Raw genomic sequence first — 17,103 nt, forward strand, 5'->3', positions numbered from 1 at the left:
TGGGAGGTTCGCTTTGTCAAGGCGCGCGCACCTCGCTATGGCCCGCGCAACATGAAAATCCACAAGCTGATCACCAAGTCCGACGAACTCAAATCCCTGGTCGAGCGTCTTTCTACCCACGACTTCGTCGCGGTCGACACCGAGTTCATGCGGGAGAACACTTACTGGCCGGAGCTCTGCCTGCTGCAGATTGCCAGTGTCGAGGAAGCCGCGGCGATCGATCCGCTGGCCGACGGGCTCGACATGCAGCCGCTGCTCGACCTGCTGGTCGACAACGACGAGGTACTGAAAGTCTTCCACGCCGGTGGTCAGGACCTCGAAATCGTCCACAACCTGACCGGCAAGCTGCCGGTGCCGCTGTTCGACACGCAGGTCGCGGCCATGGCGCTCGGCTATGGCGAGCAGATCGGCTACTCGAACCTCGTCGAAAGCATGCTGGGCCATAGCCTCGACAAGGGTGCGCGCTTCACGGACTGGTCGCGCCGCCCGCTCGACAAGCGCCAGATCGACTATGCCATCGCCGACGTCACCCACCTCGCGACGATCTTCCCGAAGATGGTGGCCAAGCTCCGCAAGACCGGACGCGGCGACTGGCTCGATGACGAGATGGAGCGCCTGGCCGATCCGTCGAGCTTTGCCTTCGCCCCCGAAGACGCCTGGAAGCGGCTCAAGCTGCCGACGCGCAACCCGGCTGTTCTGGGCCGATTGAAAGCGCTTGCCGCATGGCGGGAATCGGAAGCGCGGGGCAAGAACCTGCCGCGCGGCCGGATCGTCAAGGACGATACGCTCGCTGAGCTCGCGTCTCATCCGCCCAAGACGCAGGACGATCTCGGCAAGGTGCGCGGACTTTCGGCAGGCTGGCGTGGCAACGACATCGGCGCCCGGTTGATGTCGGCCTTGGGCACGGCCGAGCCGCTCGGGGTCGATGACCTCCCCAGTCGCGAACCGCGCCGCCCCGGCCTGACCAAGGACGGGGCGCTGGTCAGCGACCTGTTGAAACTGCTGCTCAAGATCCGCGCGAAGGAAGTTGGAGTTGCGTCCAAATTGATTGCGAGGACCGACGAGATCGAGGCGTTGGCGGCCGGCGTTCGCTCCGACCTCGGAATCCTGTCGGGCTGGCGATTCGAGCAATTCGGCCGCGACGCGCTCGCCCTCGTCGAGGGTCAACTCGCCTTCGCGATCGAAAACGGCAAGCTCAAGATGACACGGGCAGCGGCGTCCGTGGAACCGGAGCCCGCCCCGCAGGATTGAGCCCCCAATGTCCTTGTGGAGCACTTCATGCGTGTTGCCGGTTCGATTTTCTTCATCACCTTGTCGCTCGCGGCCTGCGCGGCCGTGACGCCGACCAGCGATCCGGCGATCCCGCCCGCTCTTGACGGCAGTTGCAGCAATGACGCGTTGGGTGCCTTTGTTGGGCAAAAGGCGACTCAGGACCTCGGCACGCAGATGCTTGCCGCGTCGGGCGCGCGGACTCTCCGCTGGGTGCCGCATGGCGCGATGGTGACCATGGAATACCGGGCGGACCGACTGACGGTTCGGCTCGACCCGGCCAACAAGGTGCTGTCCGCTTCCTGCGGCTAGGCGATCACCGCTTCAGTCTCCCGACCGAGCGATACGCCGAGCTGCTTTAATCGCCTGTCCACCGCTTCCGCGTGCAGTTCGGCGCTTCGTGGCGCGATCGTCAGCACGATCTTGCCCTTCTTCAGCGCCAGTGACGTCCGTCGAAGGACCGGTTCCGTTCCTGCCGAAAGGCGCTGGGCCAGGCGGAGGGCGCGCCCCCACGCTACCGCTCGCTTCTCTTCCTCCGGACCGAGCAGCGACGCGATCGACGACGGAGCCGTGTCGCCGCCGAACGCCGTGCACAAGGTGCGGCCGAGGATCGCTCGCCCGCGCGCATCGATGCCCACCCAATTGCCGTGGATGGCAAGGTCGACGGCGCGTTCGGCCCGGTAGTCGGGATGGGCATTCCAGGCGATATCGCCGAGCAGGCAGGCGGCCAGTCTCAACCGCTTGGCGTCATGATCATCGTCGAGGAACAGCGGCGCAATCCATTGATCCAGCGCCGCGCCATGATCGCCGAACCTGCCCAGGCGCTCGCCAATTTCCAGCGCCGCCGCAAGCAACGGGTCTTCGGCACGAGTGGCGGCATCGAGGTCGCGATAGAGCAATCCCTCGCGAAGGCCGAACGCGGAAATGACGGTCCGCTTGGGACCGAGCAACTCGACCATAGTTTCGAGGATCGCAATCGCTGCCGGCATGGCCGCCAGGCGCGTCGTCGACAGCCCGAAGCGGTCCTTCAGTTCGGCGGTGCTCGACCCGGCGACCACGGCCCCGATCTCCTTGAGCCGCTCGGGCGAAGGACATGCTGGTGAACGATCGGCAAGGGATGGCCGCTGCTTCGCAGGTCCAGTTGCCCGAGCGCGCGGAACGAGCCACCGACGAGGTAGAGGGAGTGGCCCCTGGCGGCACTCCCCAGGCGCGTTCCTTGCAGGCCCTCCGCGATCTGGTTCCGGAGCGCCTTGCGGTCCGGCTCGGCACCGATGCGCAGGACACCGAGCGGCAGGGACACCCCCTCGCCCGCCGCGTCACGGGCCACACCGACGAGCTCCAGGCTCCCGCCACCGAGGTCGGCAACGACCCCGTTCGCGCGCGGGATCGCCGAGATGACCCCCAGCCCCGCGAGTTCGGCTTCCTCGGCGCCGGAAAGCAACCGCGGCTTCAGGCCGAGCGCGGTCACCTGCTTCAGAAAGGCCGGACCGTTGCTCGCTTCCCGAACCGCCGCGGTCGCCACGGTGTGGATCTTCTTCAGGCCCATCTCGCGGGCCAATCGACGGTAGCGGGCCAGTGCCTCCAGGGTGCGGGCAACCGCGACTTCATCGAGCGCACCGTTCTTGGCGAGCCCTTTTCCCAGCGCCGCGGTGATCTTCTCGTTGAACAGGTTGGTCGGCACGCGCGGCGCGCCGCCATAGGCGACGAAGCGCACCGAGTTGGAGCCGATGTCGATGATCCCCACTGGCTGGAAACGCCGGTCACTCATCGAAGGTCACCGATGCCGCGCTGGACGAGGCGAAGCTTGGGAACCTCCTTGCCGGCGAGCGCATGTCCCCGCCCCGACAGCGACGGGTTGGTCATGAAATATTGGTGTAGGTTGAAGTGCCGCCTGCCAGGTTTGACGCGCGAGTAACTGCCGTCGGGGCCAAGCGTCCAACTTTGCTCGTTGTCGATCAGGTTGGCGACCATGACCTGGTCGAGGACCTGGGCGTGGACGGTGGCGTTTTCCAGCGGGAGCAGGAATTCAACGCGCCGATCGAAGTTGCGCGGCATCCAGTCGGCGGAAGAAATGAACACTTTCGCACCCTTGTGCGGCAGCTTGGCGCCATTGGCGAAGACGAAAATCCGGCTATGCTCCAGGAAGCGACCGACGATCGACTTCACCCGGATGTTGTCCGACAGGCCGGAAACGCCCGGACGAAGGCAACAAACGCCCCGAACGATCAACTCAATCGTCACGCCGGCGGCACTGGCGGCATAGAGGCGGTCGATGATCGCTGCATCGACCAGGCTGTTCATCTTCGCCCAGATCGCCGCTGGCTTGCCTTCCTTGGCGTTGGCGATTTCCGCGTCGATCAACGACAGGAATTTTTCACGAAGGTTTCGAGGGCTGAGCGTCAACAGTTCGAGGCCGCGTGGCTGAACGTAGCCGGTGATCAGGTTGAACAGCTTGGCTGCATCCCGCGCAGCCCGACGCGAAGCGGTGAAGAAGCTGAGATCAGTGTAAATCTTGGCCGTCGTCGGATGGTAGTTGCCAGTACCGAAGTGGCAGTAGGTCCGCATCCGCTCGCCTTCGCGGCGGATGACCATCGATACCTTGGCGTGCGTCTTCCATTCGACGAAGCCGTAGATGACCTGAACGCCGGCCCGCTCCAGGCGACTGGCCCACAGGAGATTCTGCTCTTCGTCGAAACGGGCCTTCAGCTCCACGACCGCCGTCACCGATTTGCCGGCCTCCGCAGCGGCCACCAGCGCATCGACGATCGCCGACTGCTTGCCGGCGCGGTAAAGCGTCTGCTTGATGGCAACGACGTCAGGGTCCTCCGCGGCCTGGGTCAGGAAGGCCACCACCGCCTCGAAACTTTCGTACGGGTGGTGAATGATGAAATCCTTGGTTCGGATCGCAGCGAAGCTGTCCCCGCTGCTTTCGAGGATCCGCTCCGGGAACCGCGGGGTGTAAGGGGCGAATTTGAGCTGCGGGAAGTCGATCTCCACCAGCTGGGACAGGTCGGTCAGCCCGATCATTCCGGCGCTTTCGGTGACCAGCGCCGACTTTGCGCCAAGACCTTCGCGTACCTGGGCCTCCAGGTCCGGCGGCGTGTCGGCTGAGAATTCCAGTCGGATGACCCGACCGCGACGGCGGCGCTTGATCGCCGAGCGGAAGTAGCGGACGAGGTCTTCGGCATCCTCCTCCACCTCGATGTCGCTGTCGCGAAGCAGCCGAAACGCGCCGGACGCCTTGAGCTCGAAACCCGGGAAAAGCTGGTCGAGGTGGGCTTCGATAACGGATTCGATTGCGATGTACCTGACCGTCCCCGGCGTTCGGGGAGCCGGATGAACCTCGGCATTGTCGACGGGATCATCAGCAATTCGGTCACTGCTTCCTTGGCCCGGCCATGGGTCATCGAGAAGACAAGACTGAAGCCCAGGTTGGGAATGAACGGAAACGGGTGCGCCGGGTCGATCGCCTGCGGAGTCAGCACCGGCAGGATCTGCTCCCGGACGTGATCGGTCAGCCATTGCGCTTCGGCCGTCGTCAACTGGCCGGCGGTGATGACTTCGAGCCCTGCCTCGCAAAGCGCCTCACGAAGTACCATCCATTCGGCCTGCTGGGCGACGACAAGCTGATCGGTTTCGGTGGCGATCGCTTCCAGTTGCTGAGTGGGGGTCCGGCCGTCGGCGGACAGATCCTCGATCCCGCGAAGTTGCTGACCCGTCAGGCCCGCGACACGAGTCATGAAGAATTCGTCGAGGTTGGACCCGGAGATCGACAGGAAGCGAAGCCGCTCGAGCAGCGGATGCGACGGGTTCGTCGCCTCTTCCAGCACCCGCAGGTTGAAACTCAGCCACGAGAGCTCGCGATTGAAGAAGCGCGAAGGATCAGTGGCGATGATCGCGGTCTTGGTCATGCGGCGCCTCGATGGTCGATCAGGCCGCCCTCGCCCAACGCACGGCGGATGGTCGGCATCGTCAGCCGTAACCGTTCGGCGATGGCGAAGCGATCGATGGCTTCGACGATGCGTTCGGCATTGTAATAACTGCGTTCGATCCGTGACGAGACGAAGACAAGCGCTTCCTCGGGGATGTGCAGGCCCCGGTCCGCGAACAGCTGTGCGATGATGCCGCGAAACAGGGCGTCATCAGGCTGCTGGATCGTCGTCACCGGGGTAACCGCCAGGCGCGTGCGAAGGTCCGGCAATCGCGGTTCCCAAAATGGCGGCGCACCGTCGGCGACCAGCACGAGGGGCGCCCGCTTTCCTGCGCCGCGTTCCAGGCATGGAACAGCATCTCTTCGTCCTGATGCTCGGCCTGGTCGATCAGCTTCCCGCCGACGCGGTTGCAGAACCCCCGGGCAAGCAATGTCCGCCCCGACCGGCGCGGCCCGGTCAGAATCGTCGCCTTCACCGGCCACATCGTCCAGCGCTGAAAATGTTCGAACGCCGCCCGGTTCGCGTCCGACACAAGGAATCGACTGTCGTCCTGATGTTGCGGCCAGTCGAGCGGGAGCGCGATCTGATCCGGCGCACGGGTCACGGCGACGGATTTCCCTGGGGCGATGGCGGCGCCGACGGCAAGGTCGCCGGGCGTCGCGAAATACGCAGTGTCCCGCCCGCCTGGCTCACGTTCCAGTTGCGGGCCAGCAGCGCATTGCGCAGCGCGTCGATATCCCCGGCATAGGTGACGAACAGCGTACTCGTTCCGCCAAACGCAAGGCTGCGTTCGGTCACGGCCTGAACGCCCGGCGTGTTGCGGATGTAGCCGATGGCCGCCTGCAGCGAAGCCGGGTCGGGTGTCTCGACGATCAGCTGGATGGCAGTATCGGGACCCGTCGGCTTGACCGCTTCCTTCTCCTCGACGGGCGGAGGCGGCGGGACGATGATGAGCGACGGGTCGCCGCGAACGATGCCGGCGGCAGCGGCCTGCGCAAACAAGGCATCCATCCGCTGAACGCCCTCGTTCATCATGCGCGGAAGGTCGGCGCTGTCCTTGGCAGTGAGTTCGAAAGAGCCGAGCAACTGCCGATCCGGGCCGAAGCTTCCGGTGAAGCGCGCGATCGATGGTCCGCCGGGATAAAGCCGCCGCAGTTCGACCTCGGCGACCAACACATTGGCCGCCCCATAGAGATCGAGGATGTTCCGCCACCAGGCACGACCGGGGCGACGGACCTGCGCCGCGTTGACCAGCAGCGGATCGACCCCCGTGCCAGAGACTCGAACATAGTCGATCGGACTTTGGACGGTTCGGAACTGCGCCCATGCCCGCTGCCAGGGATTGCGCGATTCAACGGCAACCGGGCTGCCCGCGCTGATCATCACCGGGATGAGCAGCATCGGCGCCGACCGCCGCACCTGTCCGGCCACGCCGAGCATTTCTCCCGCCCGGGCGCGATCGAACAGGATGCCTAGGTCGGCGATGTAGCGGTTGGGCCCGATCTGCTCGCGCTCGATGATGATCGAGCTGACCAAGCCATCGAGCACCGAATCGGGCAGGTTGGGCGCTTCGCTGACCGGGCGGCCACGGCTCTTTGCCCACATCGCCTTGAAGCCCTCGCGCTGGGCGACGCGCCAGCCGGCATAGCGCGCTTCGGCGCCGGTCTTGCCACCGACATCGACATGGATACCGGTGATTTCGAGGGTCCCGCTGCTGTCGATCGGCGGAATTCCCCGGTCCCCCGATTCCATCTGCGCGACCAAAGCGCCGCCGACGGCAAGCGCGGCGACGGCGGTGATCGTGAGGAAGGCGGTGCGCCGCGGCGAAGGCATGGGGCGCTTTTGGCGACAACGGCGTGGAAATCCAAGCGCGTTGTGGCTAGGCGGCGTTTCCATGACCGAAAGCCGCGACAACAACCCTTACACCTACGCCGGCGCCGGCGTGTCGATCGAGGCCGGCAACGCGCTGGTCAAAGCGATCGGCCCACTGGCCAAGTCGACGGCTCGTCCCGGGGCGAGCGCAGAACTGGGTGGTTTTGGCGGCTTCTTCGACCTGAAGGCCGCTGGCTACGACGATCCGCTGCTGGTCGCTGCCAATGATGGTGTCGGTACGAAGCTCAAGTTGGCCATCGATCTCGGCAAGCATGATGGCGTCGGCGTTGACCTAGTGGCGATGTGCGTCAACGACCTCATCGTCCAGGGCGCCGAGCCGCTGTTCTTCCTCGACTATTACGCTTCAGGGAAGCTCGACCCCGAGGTGGCGCAGACAGTCGTCGCATCGATCGCCGACGGTTGCCGCCAGGCCGGATGCGCCCTGATCGGTGGCGAAACCGCCGAAATGCCGGGCATGTACGCGGACGGCGACTATGACCTCGCCGGCTTCTGCGTCGGCGCCGTCGATCGCGCCAAGGTGCTCACCGGTACGAAAGTCGAACCTGGCGACGTGCTGCTTGGGCTCGCCAGCAGCGGCGTCCACTCCAATGGATTCTCACTGGTCCGTCGCCTGATCGCCGACAAGGGCTGGAAGCTCGACCGCCCGGCACTGTTCGATCAGGAACGGTTGCTCGGCGACCTGCTGCTGGAGCCGACGCGGATCTACGTGAAGAGCCTGCTGCCCCTCGTTCGGGACGGGCGTATTGCTGCCTTGGCCCACATTACCGGTGGCGGACTTCTCGAAAATATTCCGCGGGTTATGCCCGAAGGTTCACATGCGGTGGTCGATGCCGGCCAGTGGCCGCTGCCCCCGCTGTTCGCCTTCCTGCAGGCCGGAGGTTCGATCGAACCGGCCGAACTGGCGCGGACATTCAACTGCGGGATTGGAATGGTCGCGGTAGTTCGCGAAGGCGACGTCGACGCGGTCAGGACGGCGCTGGTGGCGGCCGGGGAATCAGTTCACGTCATCGGCCGCGTCGAGACGGGCCATGCTGGTTGCACGGTGCGCGGGCCGGCCGGGACCTGGAGCGCCCGCGAGGACTGGTCGGCGAGCCATCATGGCTGATCGCGGCCGCGTCGCGGTGCTGATTTCAGGCCGCGGCTCGAACATGGCGGCCCTGATCTATGCCGCGCGCGCCAACGACTGTCCCTACGAAGTCGCGCTGGTCAGCGGCGACCGGCCCGACGCACCGGGCCTGGCGCTCGCGAAGGCTGAAGGGGTGGAAGTCACACCCCTCGATGCGCGCGCGCTTGGCAAGGGATACTGGGACGAACTTCAATCCGCGCTCGACAGCGCCAAGGTCGACCTTGTCGCCCTGGCAGGTTTCATGCGCATCATTCCGGACGCCTTCGTGGACCGCTGGCAGGGCCGGATGATCAACATCCACCCGTCGCTACTGCCGCGCCACAAGGGTCTCGGAAGTCACGCCGCGGTCCTCGCCGCCGGCGAAGACAGCACCGGCGCGACGGTGCACCTCGTCACGTCGGACCTCGATTCCGGGGAAACACTCGGCCAGGTCGAGGTCGCGGTCCTCGATGGCGACACACCCGAAACCCTTGCCGAGCGAGTGCTCATCGCCGAACATCAGCTTTATCCCCGGGTGCTCGCCGAATACGCCGCCCGGCCGTTCGATGCCGGCTGGATCGAAGCGCAGGTGGACCGGCTGGCCCGGCAGCTTCCCGAAATTGGTCGAAAGACCAGCCACGGGTCGCCGGGCTGGACCGTCGGCGGCGAGAAAGGAAAGCTGTTCGCCATCCTCGCCGACCGCCATCATGGCGAAGACGCCGTCGGCTTGCTGGTCAAGGCGAGCGGCCCGGACGAAATGACCGGCCTGATCGAAGCTCAGCCCGAACTCTACTACTGGCCCAAATATTACGGCGCGTCGGGCTGGCTGGCGTTGAAACTCAACCGCCGCGACATCGACTGGGACCAGGTGGCGGACTGGCTCGAGCGTAGCTGGAACGCCTGCGCCCGGCCCCGGCTGACCAAGCTGCGGCGGATCGCCGACGAGTTCTGAAGCGTGGTGACGCCGTCCGCGCGACAAGCTAACCCGGCGTCATGACCGATACGTCACCCGAAGCGCGGGCGGTTCGCCGTCGCTGGATCAACCTCGGCGAATTCGTCGCGGTCGCCGGCCTGATCATTTCGGGCCTCGCATTGTGGAACAGCTGGGGCGGCGACAAGGAACGGGAGCCGGATCCGGTCGCCGAACGAACGCGAGCCATCCCGATCGCTCTTCGCGGCACGGTTTCGGACGATGGCAAGACGCTGACCCTGTCACCCATAGAGACTGGCCATTCCCTCGACCGGGCCACGCTGACCGCGAATGGCAAGTCGGTCGATATCGGCAGCGACGGCGAAGTCTCGGCGTCAGACCTCCAGAGGTTGGTGGATAAGCCGGGCGACAACAGCGCCGAGAACTTGTTGCCGGTGACGATGTCCATCCATTACGTCGAGGCGGGCGAGGACAAGTCGAGCAAGGGCAGCTACCGCATCCGGTTTCGCTGGACGAACGGCGGCATTTTCGATGGCCGCGACCTCAGGATCACCGGTTTTTCACGCGGCTAGACCAGCAAGGACGGGGGACCATCTTTGATCGCACTGCTGCTGTTCCTCGCCGATACACCGGCACAAATGCCGATGCCGGCCTTCCTTTCGGGCTGCTGGACCTCCGAACAGGATGGTGAGTGGACCGAGGAGTGCTGGAGCACCACGCGTGGCGGGATGATGCTGGGATCAGCGCGCTCGGGTCGCGGGGATCGCGTGACGATGTGGGAATGGATGCGGATCGATCGCGGCGCGGACGGCAAGCCAACGTTCCACGCGTCGCCCAAGGGCGTCCCTTCGTCCGCCTTTCCGGCGGTCCGGGCCACCGCGACGGAGTTCGAAGTAATCAATGCCGCTCACGATTATCCGCAGCGGATCGTCTACCGCCGAACCGCCGACGGCCTGGAAGCGGAAATCTCCCTGGCCGACGGCAGCAAGGCCAATCGGTGGAGCTATCGCCGGAGCGACAGCCCCACCCGATAATCAGCCGACGATTTCGTCGTCGTTGAAGAAGTGGCGAATCTCGATCGCCGCATTCTCGTCGCTATCGCTGCCGTGGACGCTGTTCTCGCCGATCGACAGGGCGTGGGTCTTGCGAATGGTGCCTTCCGCGGCGTCAGCCGGGTTGGTGGCGCCCATGACGTCACGGTTCTTCTGGACGGCGTCTTCGCCTTCCAGGACCTGGACGACGACCGGCTCGCTGATCATGAAGTCGACCAGTTCGCCGAAAAAGGGGCGTTCCTTGTGAACGGCATAGAAGCCCTCGGCCTGTTCCCGGGTCATGTGGATGCGCTTCGACGCGACGACGCGCAGGCCCGCTTCCTCCAGCATCTTGGTGACGGCGCCCGTCAGGTTGCGGCGGGTGGCGTCGGGCTTGATGATCGAAAAGGTGCGGGTGACCGCCATGGAAGGCTCCATCGGATTGACAAAGGTTGGGAAGTGCGGCCCCTCTAGTTTCCTCATAGGGGGGATGCAAGACGGGCATGGACGAGACGCCGGTGCAACCGACCAAGGAGCCGGCGTGGAGCGCCATCCTCCGCTCGACCGACTTCTATCGCGATATCCTGGTCACCATCCTCGGCGTGCTGATCGCGCTGTGGATCGGGGAAAAGGCGGACGATGCGCGCTGGCGCAGCAAGGCGGCCAATGCCTCGGACGCCATCGACCGCGAACTGGCGGTATCCGCCGCAACCTTTGTCGAACGCGCGCTCCTACAGCCTTGCCTAACCCGCCGTTTGGCGGAACTCGATCGAATCGTCGCGTCGGTGCGGGCCGGGCAGTCGCTTCCCAAGGTCGGGGAATTTGGTGCCACGCCCTACCGGGCGCTCGAATCGGCAAGCTGGGACGATGCCCTCAACAGTGGTGCAATCGCCTACATGCCCGAGGGTAACAAGAGTTCGCTGGCCAGCACCTACCCGGCGATCAAGGAATTCAACCAGAATATCGGTGAGGAACAGCGTCTCTGGTATCGCCTCCGGCTGATCGAGAACTCGCCCGGGCCGTTATCGGAAAGCATGGTGACGGAACTGGCGACGTCGCTGAAATTGCTGACCTACCGCGTCCGGCTGAACGGCCTCATCGCGGACCAGCTGCTCTTGATGACCAAGGGGCGCCGGATCGAACCGGATTTGACGGCCATCTTCGGCCCCGATGCGACGCTGGCTTCCCTGAGACATGACGTGCAAAAGCGGAAGATCTGCCAGCCATTGCCGGTCGGCTAGGCTTTCTTGACCCAGCGGCCCTCCTCCTGCGCCCAGTAATTGCGCTCGACCCCTTCCCGGCCGGCCAGCAGCTTCCACGCCAACCGCGCCGCGTCGATCACAGGCTCGTCGAAGACATAAAAAGCGCGATCATACCCGAGCGCGGCATCGCGCCACTCACCATCGCCGAGCAGAATGTTCCGCGCTCCGTTGGGCGCGTCAGTGAATTGCGAGAGCAGGACAGGTTGGGCCGAATCATCGACGCCGCCTGCAACTCCATGCGGCAGGAAACTCGCCGGTCCCTGGTCCCACAACTGGCGGTCGAGGCGTGCGATGGCCGCCTCGTCCGCCATCGTGACCAGCAAGCGTTGCTTCTCGCTGATCAGGCGGCCGGCGATCGATGTCACCACCCCGTCGAGGGTCGCGCTTCCGCCAAGCTGGTAGAAGTCGACCCTCACCGACTCGTCCGATCTCAGGCGAGGTCGGCGACGAGCTGGTCGAGCAGGCGGACGCCGTAACCGGTCGCGCCCTTGTCGTAGGTCGGCTTGGGCTTGTCGGACCAAGCCATGCCGGCGATGTCGAGGTGCGCCCAACTGACGCCATCTTCGATATAGCGCTGCAGGAATTGCGCGGCGGTGATCGATCCCGCCTCGCGCGGTCCGACGTTCTTCATGTCGGCAATCGGCGAATCGATCAGCCGGTCGTAGGCCTCGCCCAAAGGCTGGCGCCACAGCTTGTCGCCGGTTTCGTCTGCTGCCTTAGTCAGCTGCGCGGCGAGCTTGTCGTCGTTTGTGAAGAAGCCGGCGTATTCATGCCCCAGGCTGATCACCATGGCGCCAGTCAGGGTCGCGAGATCGACAATCGCCCGCGGACGATATTCCTTCTGCGCCCAGGTCAGCGCGTCGCACAGCACTAGGCGGCCTTCTGCGTCCGTGTTGATCACCTCGACCGTCTGGCCCGACATGGTGGTGACGACATCGCTCGGCCGCTGGGCGTTGCCGTCGGGCATGTTCTCGACGAGGCCGCAGATGCCGACGACGTTGGCCGGGGCCTTTCGCCTGGCGATGGCCAGCATGGCGCCGGCGACAGCGCCCGCGCCGCCCATGTCCCACTTCATCATCTCCATGCCCGCGGCCGGCTTGATCGAAATGCCGCCGGTGTCGAACGTCACGCCCTTGCCGACGAACACGAGCGGCTTGTCGCCCTGGGTACCGCCGTTCCATTCCATCACCAGCAACTGCGGCGCCCGGCGCGACCCCTGCGACACGCCGAGCAGCGCGCCCATGCCGAGCTTCTCCATCTCGGCCTGACCAAGGGCGCGAACCTTGAGACCGGCTTGTTCCATCGGCTCGCGGCAACGAGCGACGAAGCTTTCCGGATAGATGATGTTGGGCGGCTCGGTCACCAGTTTGCGAGTCAGCGCGAGGCCGTCGGCAAGCGCCGAATAACGATCGCCCCACAGCGACTCCGCCCCGTCAGGAGCGCCGACGATGGTGACCTGCTCCAGGGTCGGCTTCTGCTTGTCCTTGAGGCGGGTGCGATAGGCGTCGTGACGCCACGACCTCAGCACGGCGGCCAGCGCGACCCGCGCCGCGGAGTCCGCATCAAGCCCCGCGCCCGACAGGTCGATCACTGCTTCACGCTCGCCCGACGTCAGCAACCGGCCCGCCACGGCACCGCCAAGCTGCTCGGCCGCCGCCGCATCGGCACGGCCGATCCCGACAATCAACAATCGCCGCGCATCGTCGCCGGTCGTGAAATGTTCGACGACACTACCCGCATCCCCTTCGAACCGCTGCCGCTTCAGGATCGAGGCCAGCCCGTTGGGGTCAATCCCGGTGGCGACGATCGAGGGGCCGGTTGCCGGCAAAACGAGCACATGATCACCGGCGGGGCGGCTGGTGGCGAAGCGAATCTGCATGAAGGTCCTCGGGGCATGAACGATCGGGGTCGGCGCTCCTTAGGCCGCGCCGCCGGACTAGCAAAGCCTTGAGACGGATTGCCGCCCTGCGCTCGAGGTGCAATAGGCTATTCACTCTGGCAAAAGCATCGAGCGGGACTGACACAAGCGTGCGAGCACTTCGGGGCTGCTGGACGGCGTTGCCACTCCTTTTCGCGTTCTCCAACAACGCTGCCGCGCAGGATTCGCGGCCGGTCGCCGCGACGACTGCCGCCCCGGCGTCGTCCCCGGTCGACTTTTCCGCCGACGTCGTCACCTACGACAGCGAGGCCGACCTTCTAACCGCGGAGGGGCGCGTGCGCATGGACCGCGACGGCTATTATGTCGCGGCGGACAAGGTCGAATGGAGCCGCAGATCGGGTGCCGTCGTCGCCAGTGGTTCTGTCGTGCTGCTGTCGCCGGAAGGTGACCGGGTCATCGGCGAACGCGTCGTCCTCACCGATTCGCTTCGGGACGGAACGATCGAGAACCTGCTCGTCGTCCTCGACACCGGGGGACGCATTGCCGCCGACCGGGCGGTTCGCCGGGACGGTCGAACCACGCTCCAGAACGCCGTCTATTCGGCCTGTCCGGTCGTTGGCGACAAAGGGTGCCCGAAACGGCCGAGCTGGTCGATCAGCGCTGCCCAGGTCGTCCAGGACCCCGCGAACAACCGGATACGTTTTCGTGGCGGACGGTTGCACCTGTTCGGGGTCAGCCTGCCCCTTCTCCCGATCTTCTCCGTGAACACCGGCAATGGCGGCGGAGCGACCGGCGCCCTGATTCCGGACATCAGCATCTCCGCGTCGAATGGCTTCGAAGTCAGCCTGCCCTATTATTTCCGTCTGGCGCCCAACCGCGACCTGACGATCACGCCGCATCTTTACACGAAGAACGTACCGGGGATCGAAGCGCGCTTTCGTAACCTCAACAGCCTGGGCGCGTTCCAGGTCGGCGCGTTCCTGACCTATGGAACGGTGGCCGAAACCGATCCCGCCGCGACCATCAGCGTCGAGCGCAAACGGGTCCGGGCCTATATCGAGGCGAACGGCAAGGCGCAGTTCTCGCCCGAGTGGGGCCTGACAACGTCGATCCGGGCGGCAACCGACAAAACCGTGACCCGCCGCTACGACCTTACCCGCGATGACCGGCTCCGCAGCTACATCAATCTCGAGCGCATTACGCCCGACGCCTATGTGTCGATTGCCGGCTGGGCGTTCCAGGGCCTGCGCGTCGACGACGTCCAGAAGCAGATTCCCATCGCGCTTCCCGCAATCGACGCCCGCCTACGCGTGCCCTCGCCCGTGATCGGCGGCATGCTCGAACTGCAGGCCAACAGTCTCGCTATCCTGCGGCTCGAGGGCCAGGATACGCAGCGCGCTTTCGCGTCTGCCAAGTGGGAAACGCGGCGGATCACCCGATGGGGACAGGAGGTGGCGCTGACCGCCTATGCGCGCGGCGACGTCTATCACACGGACGAATCCGGCGACACCAGCGTCGCCATCTACCGCGGCACCGATGGCTGGCACGGCCGGGCGATCGGTGCACTGGCCGCGGACGTCCGCTGGCCGCTGGTCGGTCCGCTCCTCGGCGGCCTGCAACGGCTGACGCCGCGCGTGCAGCTGGTGATCACGCCCAACACCAACAATTTCGACATTCCGAACGAGGATGCCCGGGCGGTGGATCTCGAAGACAGCAACCTGTTCGCCCTCAACCGCTTCCCGGGCTATGACCGGTGGGAAGACAGTTCGCGGGTGACATATGGCGTCGAATGGGCCCTCGATCGGCCCAACTGGTCCGTCCAGACCGTCGTCGGACAAAGCTATCGCCTGTCCCGTCGACCGACGATCTTCCCGGACGGTACCGGCCTGACGGACCGGCTGAGCGACGTCGTCGGCAAGACGCGCGTGCGTTTCGGACGGTTGGTCGACCTCACCCACCGCTTCCGCCTCGACAAGGATACCGCGGCGGTGCGGCGCAATGAGGTCGACCTGACGTTCGGGACCGACCTGACCTACGCCCAGATCGGCTACCTCCGGCTCAACCGGGACATCTCGAGCGAGGTCGAGGACCTTCGTGACAAGGAAGAGCTTCGCCTTGCCGGACGGCTGCAGTTCGCGCGGTATTGGTCCGTGTTCGGCGCCACGGTCGTCGACCTGACCGACACCGAAGAGGACCCGCTCAGCCTGTCCGATGGGTTCCAATGGGTGAGGCACCGTTTCGGCATCAATTACGAGGACGAGTGTCTGGACCTTGGCCTGTCGTGGAAGCGCGACTATGAGCGCATCGGGGACTTCCGTAAGGGCAGCACTTTCTCGCTGCACTTGGCGTTCAAGGGGTTGGGCCGCTAAGCCTGCGTTCAGCGGGCGTGAGTAAATCGACCTCGCAAATACCATTGGCTTTCAAGGAATTGACGCGTGGCAACAAGGATGACCGGTAAGCTGCTTTCGAAGCGTTCGGCGCTGCTAATGGCCGGAATCGGGCTTGCCGCCGCAACCACGGCAGCCGTCTCGCAAACCGCCGCGCCGCCCGCTGACAGCGCGGCCAACCTTCGCTTGCCGTCCAACCCCACCATCTACGGTGCGCCCCTGCCCCAGGTCGTGAAGGCGACCGTGATCGTCAACGGCGAGGTGATTACCCAGACGGATATCGACCAGCGCGTTGCGCTTCTCGCGATCGCCAATGGCGAGAGCATTCCGGCCGAGGAAATGGAACGCCTCCGCCAGCAGGTGCTTCGCAATCTTGTCGACGAAACGCTGCAGATCCAGGCCGCCCGGGCAGAAGAGATCGAAATCAAGCCTGCCGATATCGACCGCACGATAACGCGCGTCGCCGGCAACCTGAAACAGAGCCCGGAACAGCTCGCGGCCTATCTTGCCGCCAATGGCTCATCGATCCGCTCGATCCGTCGGCAGATCGAGGGCGAAATCGCTTGGCGGCGCCTGCAAAGTGCGAAAATCGAAAGCGGCGTCAGCGTCGGCGAAGATGAAGTGAAGGCGGTCATCGCCAAGCTGGAAGCATCAAAGGGCACCCAGGAATATCGCGTCGGCGAAATCTTCCTGTCGTCGACGGCCGCCAACCATGACGAAGTGAAGGCCAACGCGGGCAAGATCCTCGCCGCCCTTCGGCAGGGTGGCTCGTTCGCAGCTTACGCACGCCAATATTCGCAGTCGACGACTGCCGCGGTCGGTGGCGACCTCGGATGGGTGCGCCCGGAACAGCTTCCCGCGCCGCTTGATGAGGCGGTCAAGGAACTCGGCAACGGCGCGGTCTCGGTGCCGATCGATGTGCCCGGTGGCGTGTCGATCATCGCGGTGCAGGATACGCGCTCCATCCTGTCGAACGACCCGCGCAACGCTGTCCTGAACCTCAAGCAGGTGTCCATCACCTTTCCGAAGGGAACGACAAGGGCACAAGCCGAAGCGCGGGTAGCGTCATTCGCCCAGGCTTCCCGTTCGATCGGTGGCTGCGGCGGTGCCGAGAAACTGGCCACCGACTTCCAGGGCGACGTCGTCCAGTCGGACCAGGTCAAGCTTCGCGAACTTCCGCCCGCGCTTCAGGAAATGATGCTGCCGATGCAGATCGGCCAGGCGACCCGTCCGTTCGGTAATCTGGAAGAAGGCGTCCGCGTCCTTGTGATGTGTGGCCGCGACGAGGTTGCGAGCACGCTTCCCACGTTCGACCAGGTCTATAGCCAGATCAACGAGGAGCGCGTGAACATGCGCGCCCGTCGCTATCTCCGCGACCTTCGGCGCGACGCAGTCATCGATTTCCGCTAGGACC

Annotated in this window: 17 protein-coding genes and 1 pseudogene; 9 read left to right on the forward strand and 9 right to left on the reverse strand. The window is 65.1% G+C overall.

Translation table 11 applies throughout. The annotated features are described in order from the left end of the window. Positions 1 to 51: 51 nt before the first annotated feature. On the forward strand, positions 52 to 1,251 hold the full coding sequence (rnd, locus tag H9L12_RS05450) for a ribonuclease D (RefSeq protein ID WP_187542941.1): 1,200 nt from the start codon (positions 52 to 54) through the stop codon (positions 1,249 to 1,251). Between the two features lie 27 nt (positions 1,252 to 1,278). Then, the gene (locus tag H9L12_RS05455) at positions 1,279 to 1,581 is read left to right on the forward strand and encodes an I78 family peptidase inhibitor (protein WP_187542942.1); all 303 of its coding nucleotides are present in this window, start codon (positions 1,279 to 1,281) and stop codon (positions 1,579 to 1,581) included. On the opposite strand, the gene H9L12_RS05460 is transcribed toward H9L12_RS05455, so the two are convergent. The 6 genes and pseudogenes from H9L12_RS05460 to H9L12_RS05485 form a co-directional block, all read right to left on the reverse strand. After that, positions 1,578 to 2,327 (reverse strand): hypothetical protein, encoded by a 750-nt coding sequence (locus H9L12_RS05460; RefSeq protein WP_187542943.1) that lies wholly within the window; start codon positions 2,325 to 2,327, stop codon positions 1,578 to 1,580. The two genes, H9L12_RS05455 and H9L12_RS05460, sit on opposite strands and share 4 nt — an antisense overlap. Further along, positions 2,297 to 3,037 carry a Ppx/GppA phosphatase family protein gene (locus H9L12_RS05465; RefSeq protein WP_187542944.1) on the reverse strand — a complete coding sequence of 247 codons (741 nt, stop codon included), beginning with the start codon at positions 3,035 to 3,037 and terminating at the stop codon, positions 2,297 to 2,299. The genes H9L12_RS05460 and H9L12_RS05465 overlap by 31 nt, the downstream gene beginning before the upstream one ends. After that, a pseudogene (locus tag H9L12_RS05470) lies at positions 3,034 to 5,180 on the reverse strand (RNA degradosome polyphosphate kinase). The gene H9L12_RS05465 and the pseudogene H9L12_RS05470 overlap by 4 nt, the downstream one beginning before the upstream one ends. Further along, complete coding sequence (locus H9L12_RS05475; protein ID WP_187542945.1) at positions 5,177 to 5,470, reverse strand: HdaA/DnaA family protein; 294 nt, start codon at positions 5,468 to 5,470, stop codon at positions 5,177 to 5,179. The pseudogene H9L12_RS05470 and the gene H9L12_RS05475 overlap by 4 nt, the downstream one beginning before the upstream one ends. Further along, on the reverse strand, positions 5,431 to 5,805 hold the full coding sequence (locus H9L12_RS05480) for a P-loop NTPase family protein (RefSeq protein ID WP_187542946.1): 375 nt from the start codon (positions 5,803 to 5,805) through the stop codon (positions 5,431 to 5,433). Before H9L12_RS05480 ends, H9L12_RS05475 begins: the two co-directional genes overlap by 40 nt. Next, positions 5,802 to 7,034, reverse strand: coding sequence for a heavy-metal-associated domain-containing protein (locus H9L12_RS05485; RefSeq protein ID WP_187542947.1), 1,233 nt, complete (start codon positions 7,032 to 7,034; stop codon positions 5,802 to 5,804). Before H9L12_RS05485 ends, H9L12_RS05480 begins: the two co-directional genes overlap by 4 nt. Positions 7,035 to 7,095: 61 nt before the next feature. Between H9L12_RS05485 and purM the strand changes: the two genes are divergently transcribed. The 4 genes from purM to H9L12_RS05505 are packed head-to-tail and all read left to right on the forward strand — an operon-like array spanning position 7,096 to position 10,164. Continuing rightward, positions 7,096 to 8,199, forward strand: coding sequence for a phosphoribosylformylglycinamidine cyclo-ligase (gene purM, locus H9L12_RS05490; RefSeq protein WP_187542948.1), 1,104 nt, complete (start codon positions 7,096 to 7,098; stop codon positions 8,197 to 8,199). Beyond that, on the forward strand, positions 8,192 to 9,151 hold the full coding sequence (gene purN, locus H9L12_RS05495) for a phosphoribosylglycinamide formyltransferase (protein ID WP_187542949.1): 960 nt from the start codon (positions 8,192 to 8,194) through the stop codon (positions 9,149 to 9,151). The genes purM and purN overlap by 8 nt, the downstream gene beginning before the upstream one ends. A gap of 41 nt (positions 9,152 to 9,192) precedes the next feature. Continuing rightward, positions 9,193 to 9,702, forward strand: a complete 510-nt coding sequence (locus H9L12_RS05500) for a hypothetical protein (RefSeq protein WP_187542950.1) — start codon at positions 9,193 to 9,195, stop codon at positions 9,700 to 9,702. A gap of 24 nt (positions 9,703 to 9,726) precedes the next feature. After that, on the forward strand, positions 9,727 to 10,164 hold the full coding sequence (locus tag H9L12_RS05505) for a DUF6265 family protein (protein WP_187542951.1): 438 nt from the start codon (positions 9,727 to 9,729) through the stop codon (positions 10,162 to 10,164). On the opposite strand, the gene ndk is transcribed toward H9L12_RS05505, so the two are convergent. Next, the gene (gene ndk, locus H9L12_RS05510; protein WP_187542952.1) at positions 10,165 to 10,587 is read right to left on the reverse strand and encodes a nucleoside-diphosphate kinase; all 423 of its coding nucleotides are present in this window, start codon (positions 10,585 to 10,587) and stop codon (positions 10,165 to 10,167) included. 77 nt (positions 10,588 to 10,664) lie between these two features. On the opposite strand from ndk, the gene H9L12_RS05515 reads away from it, so the two are divergent. Next, positions 10,665 to 11,402 carry a hypothetical protein gene (locus tag H9L12_RS05515; protein ID WP_187542953.1) on the forward strand — a complete coding sequence of 246 codons (738 nt, stop codon included), beginning with the start codon at positions 10,665 to 10,667 and terminating at the stop codon, positions 11,400 to 11,402. Here H9L12_RS05515 and H9L12_RS05520 read toward each other — a convergent pair. Together H9L12_RS05520 and H9L12_RS05525 are read right to left on the reverse strand one after the other, a co-directional pair. Then, entirely contained in the window at positions 11,399 to 11,839 is a 441-nt protein-coding gene (locus H9L12_RS05520; protein WP_187542954.1) for a DNA polymerase III subunit chi, read from the reverse strand. The genes H9L12_RS05515 and H9L12_RS05520 overlap by 4 nt on opposite strands. A gap of 14 nt (positions 11,840 to 11,853) precedes the next feature. Next, positions 11,854 to 13,302 (reverse strand): leucyl aminopeptidase, encoded by a 1,449-nt coding sequence (locus tag H9L12_RS05525; RefSeq protein ID WP_187542955.1) that lies wholly within the window; start codon positions 13,300 to 13,302, stop codon positions 11,854 to 11,856. A 179-nt stretch (positions 13,303 to 13,481) separates the two neighbouring features. On the opposite strand from H9L12_RS05525, the gene H9L12_RS05530 reads away from it, so the two are divergent. After that, a complete protein-coding gene (locus tag H9L12_RS05530; protein ID WP_246450647.1) occupies positions 13,482 to 15,671 on the forward strand; it encodes an LPS-assembly protein LptD in 2,190 nt (729 codons plus the stop codon). A 78-nt stretch (positions 15,672 to 15,749) separates the two neighbouring features. Further along, on the forward strand, positions 15,750 to 17,099 hold the full coding sequence (locus H9L12_RS05535; RefSeq protein WP_187542957.1) for a peptidylprolyl isomerase: 1,350 nt from the start codon (positions 15,750 to 15,752) through the stop codon (positions 17,097 to 17,099). The last annotated feature ends 4 nt before the right edge of the window (positions 17,100 to 17,103 follow it).

This window comes from Sphingomonas rhizophila (assembly GCF_014396585.1).
In the GTDB taxonomy this organism is placed as follows: Bacteria; Pseudomonadota; Alphaproteobacteria; order Sphingomonadales; family Sphingomonadaceae; genus Sphingomicrobium; species Sphingomicrobium rhizophilum.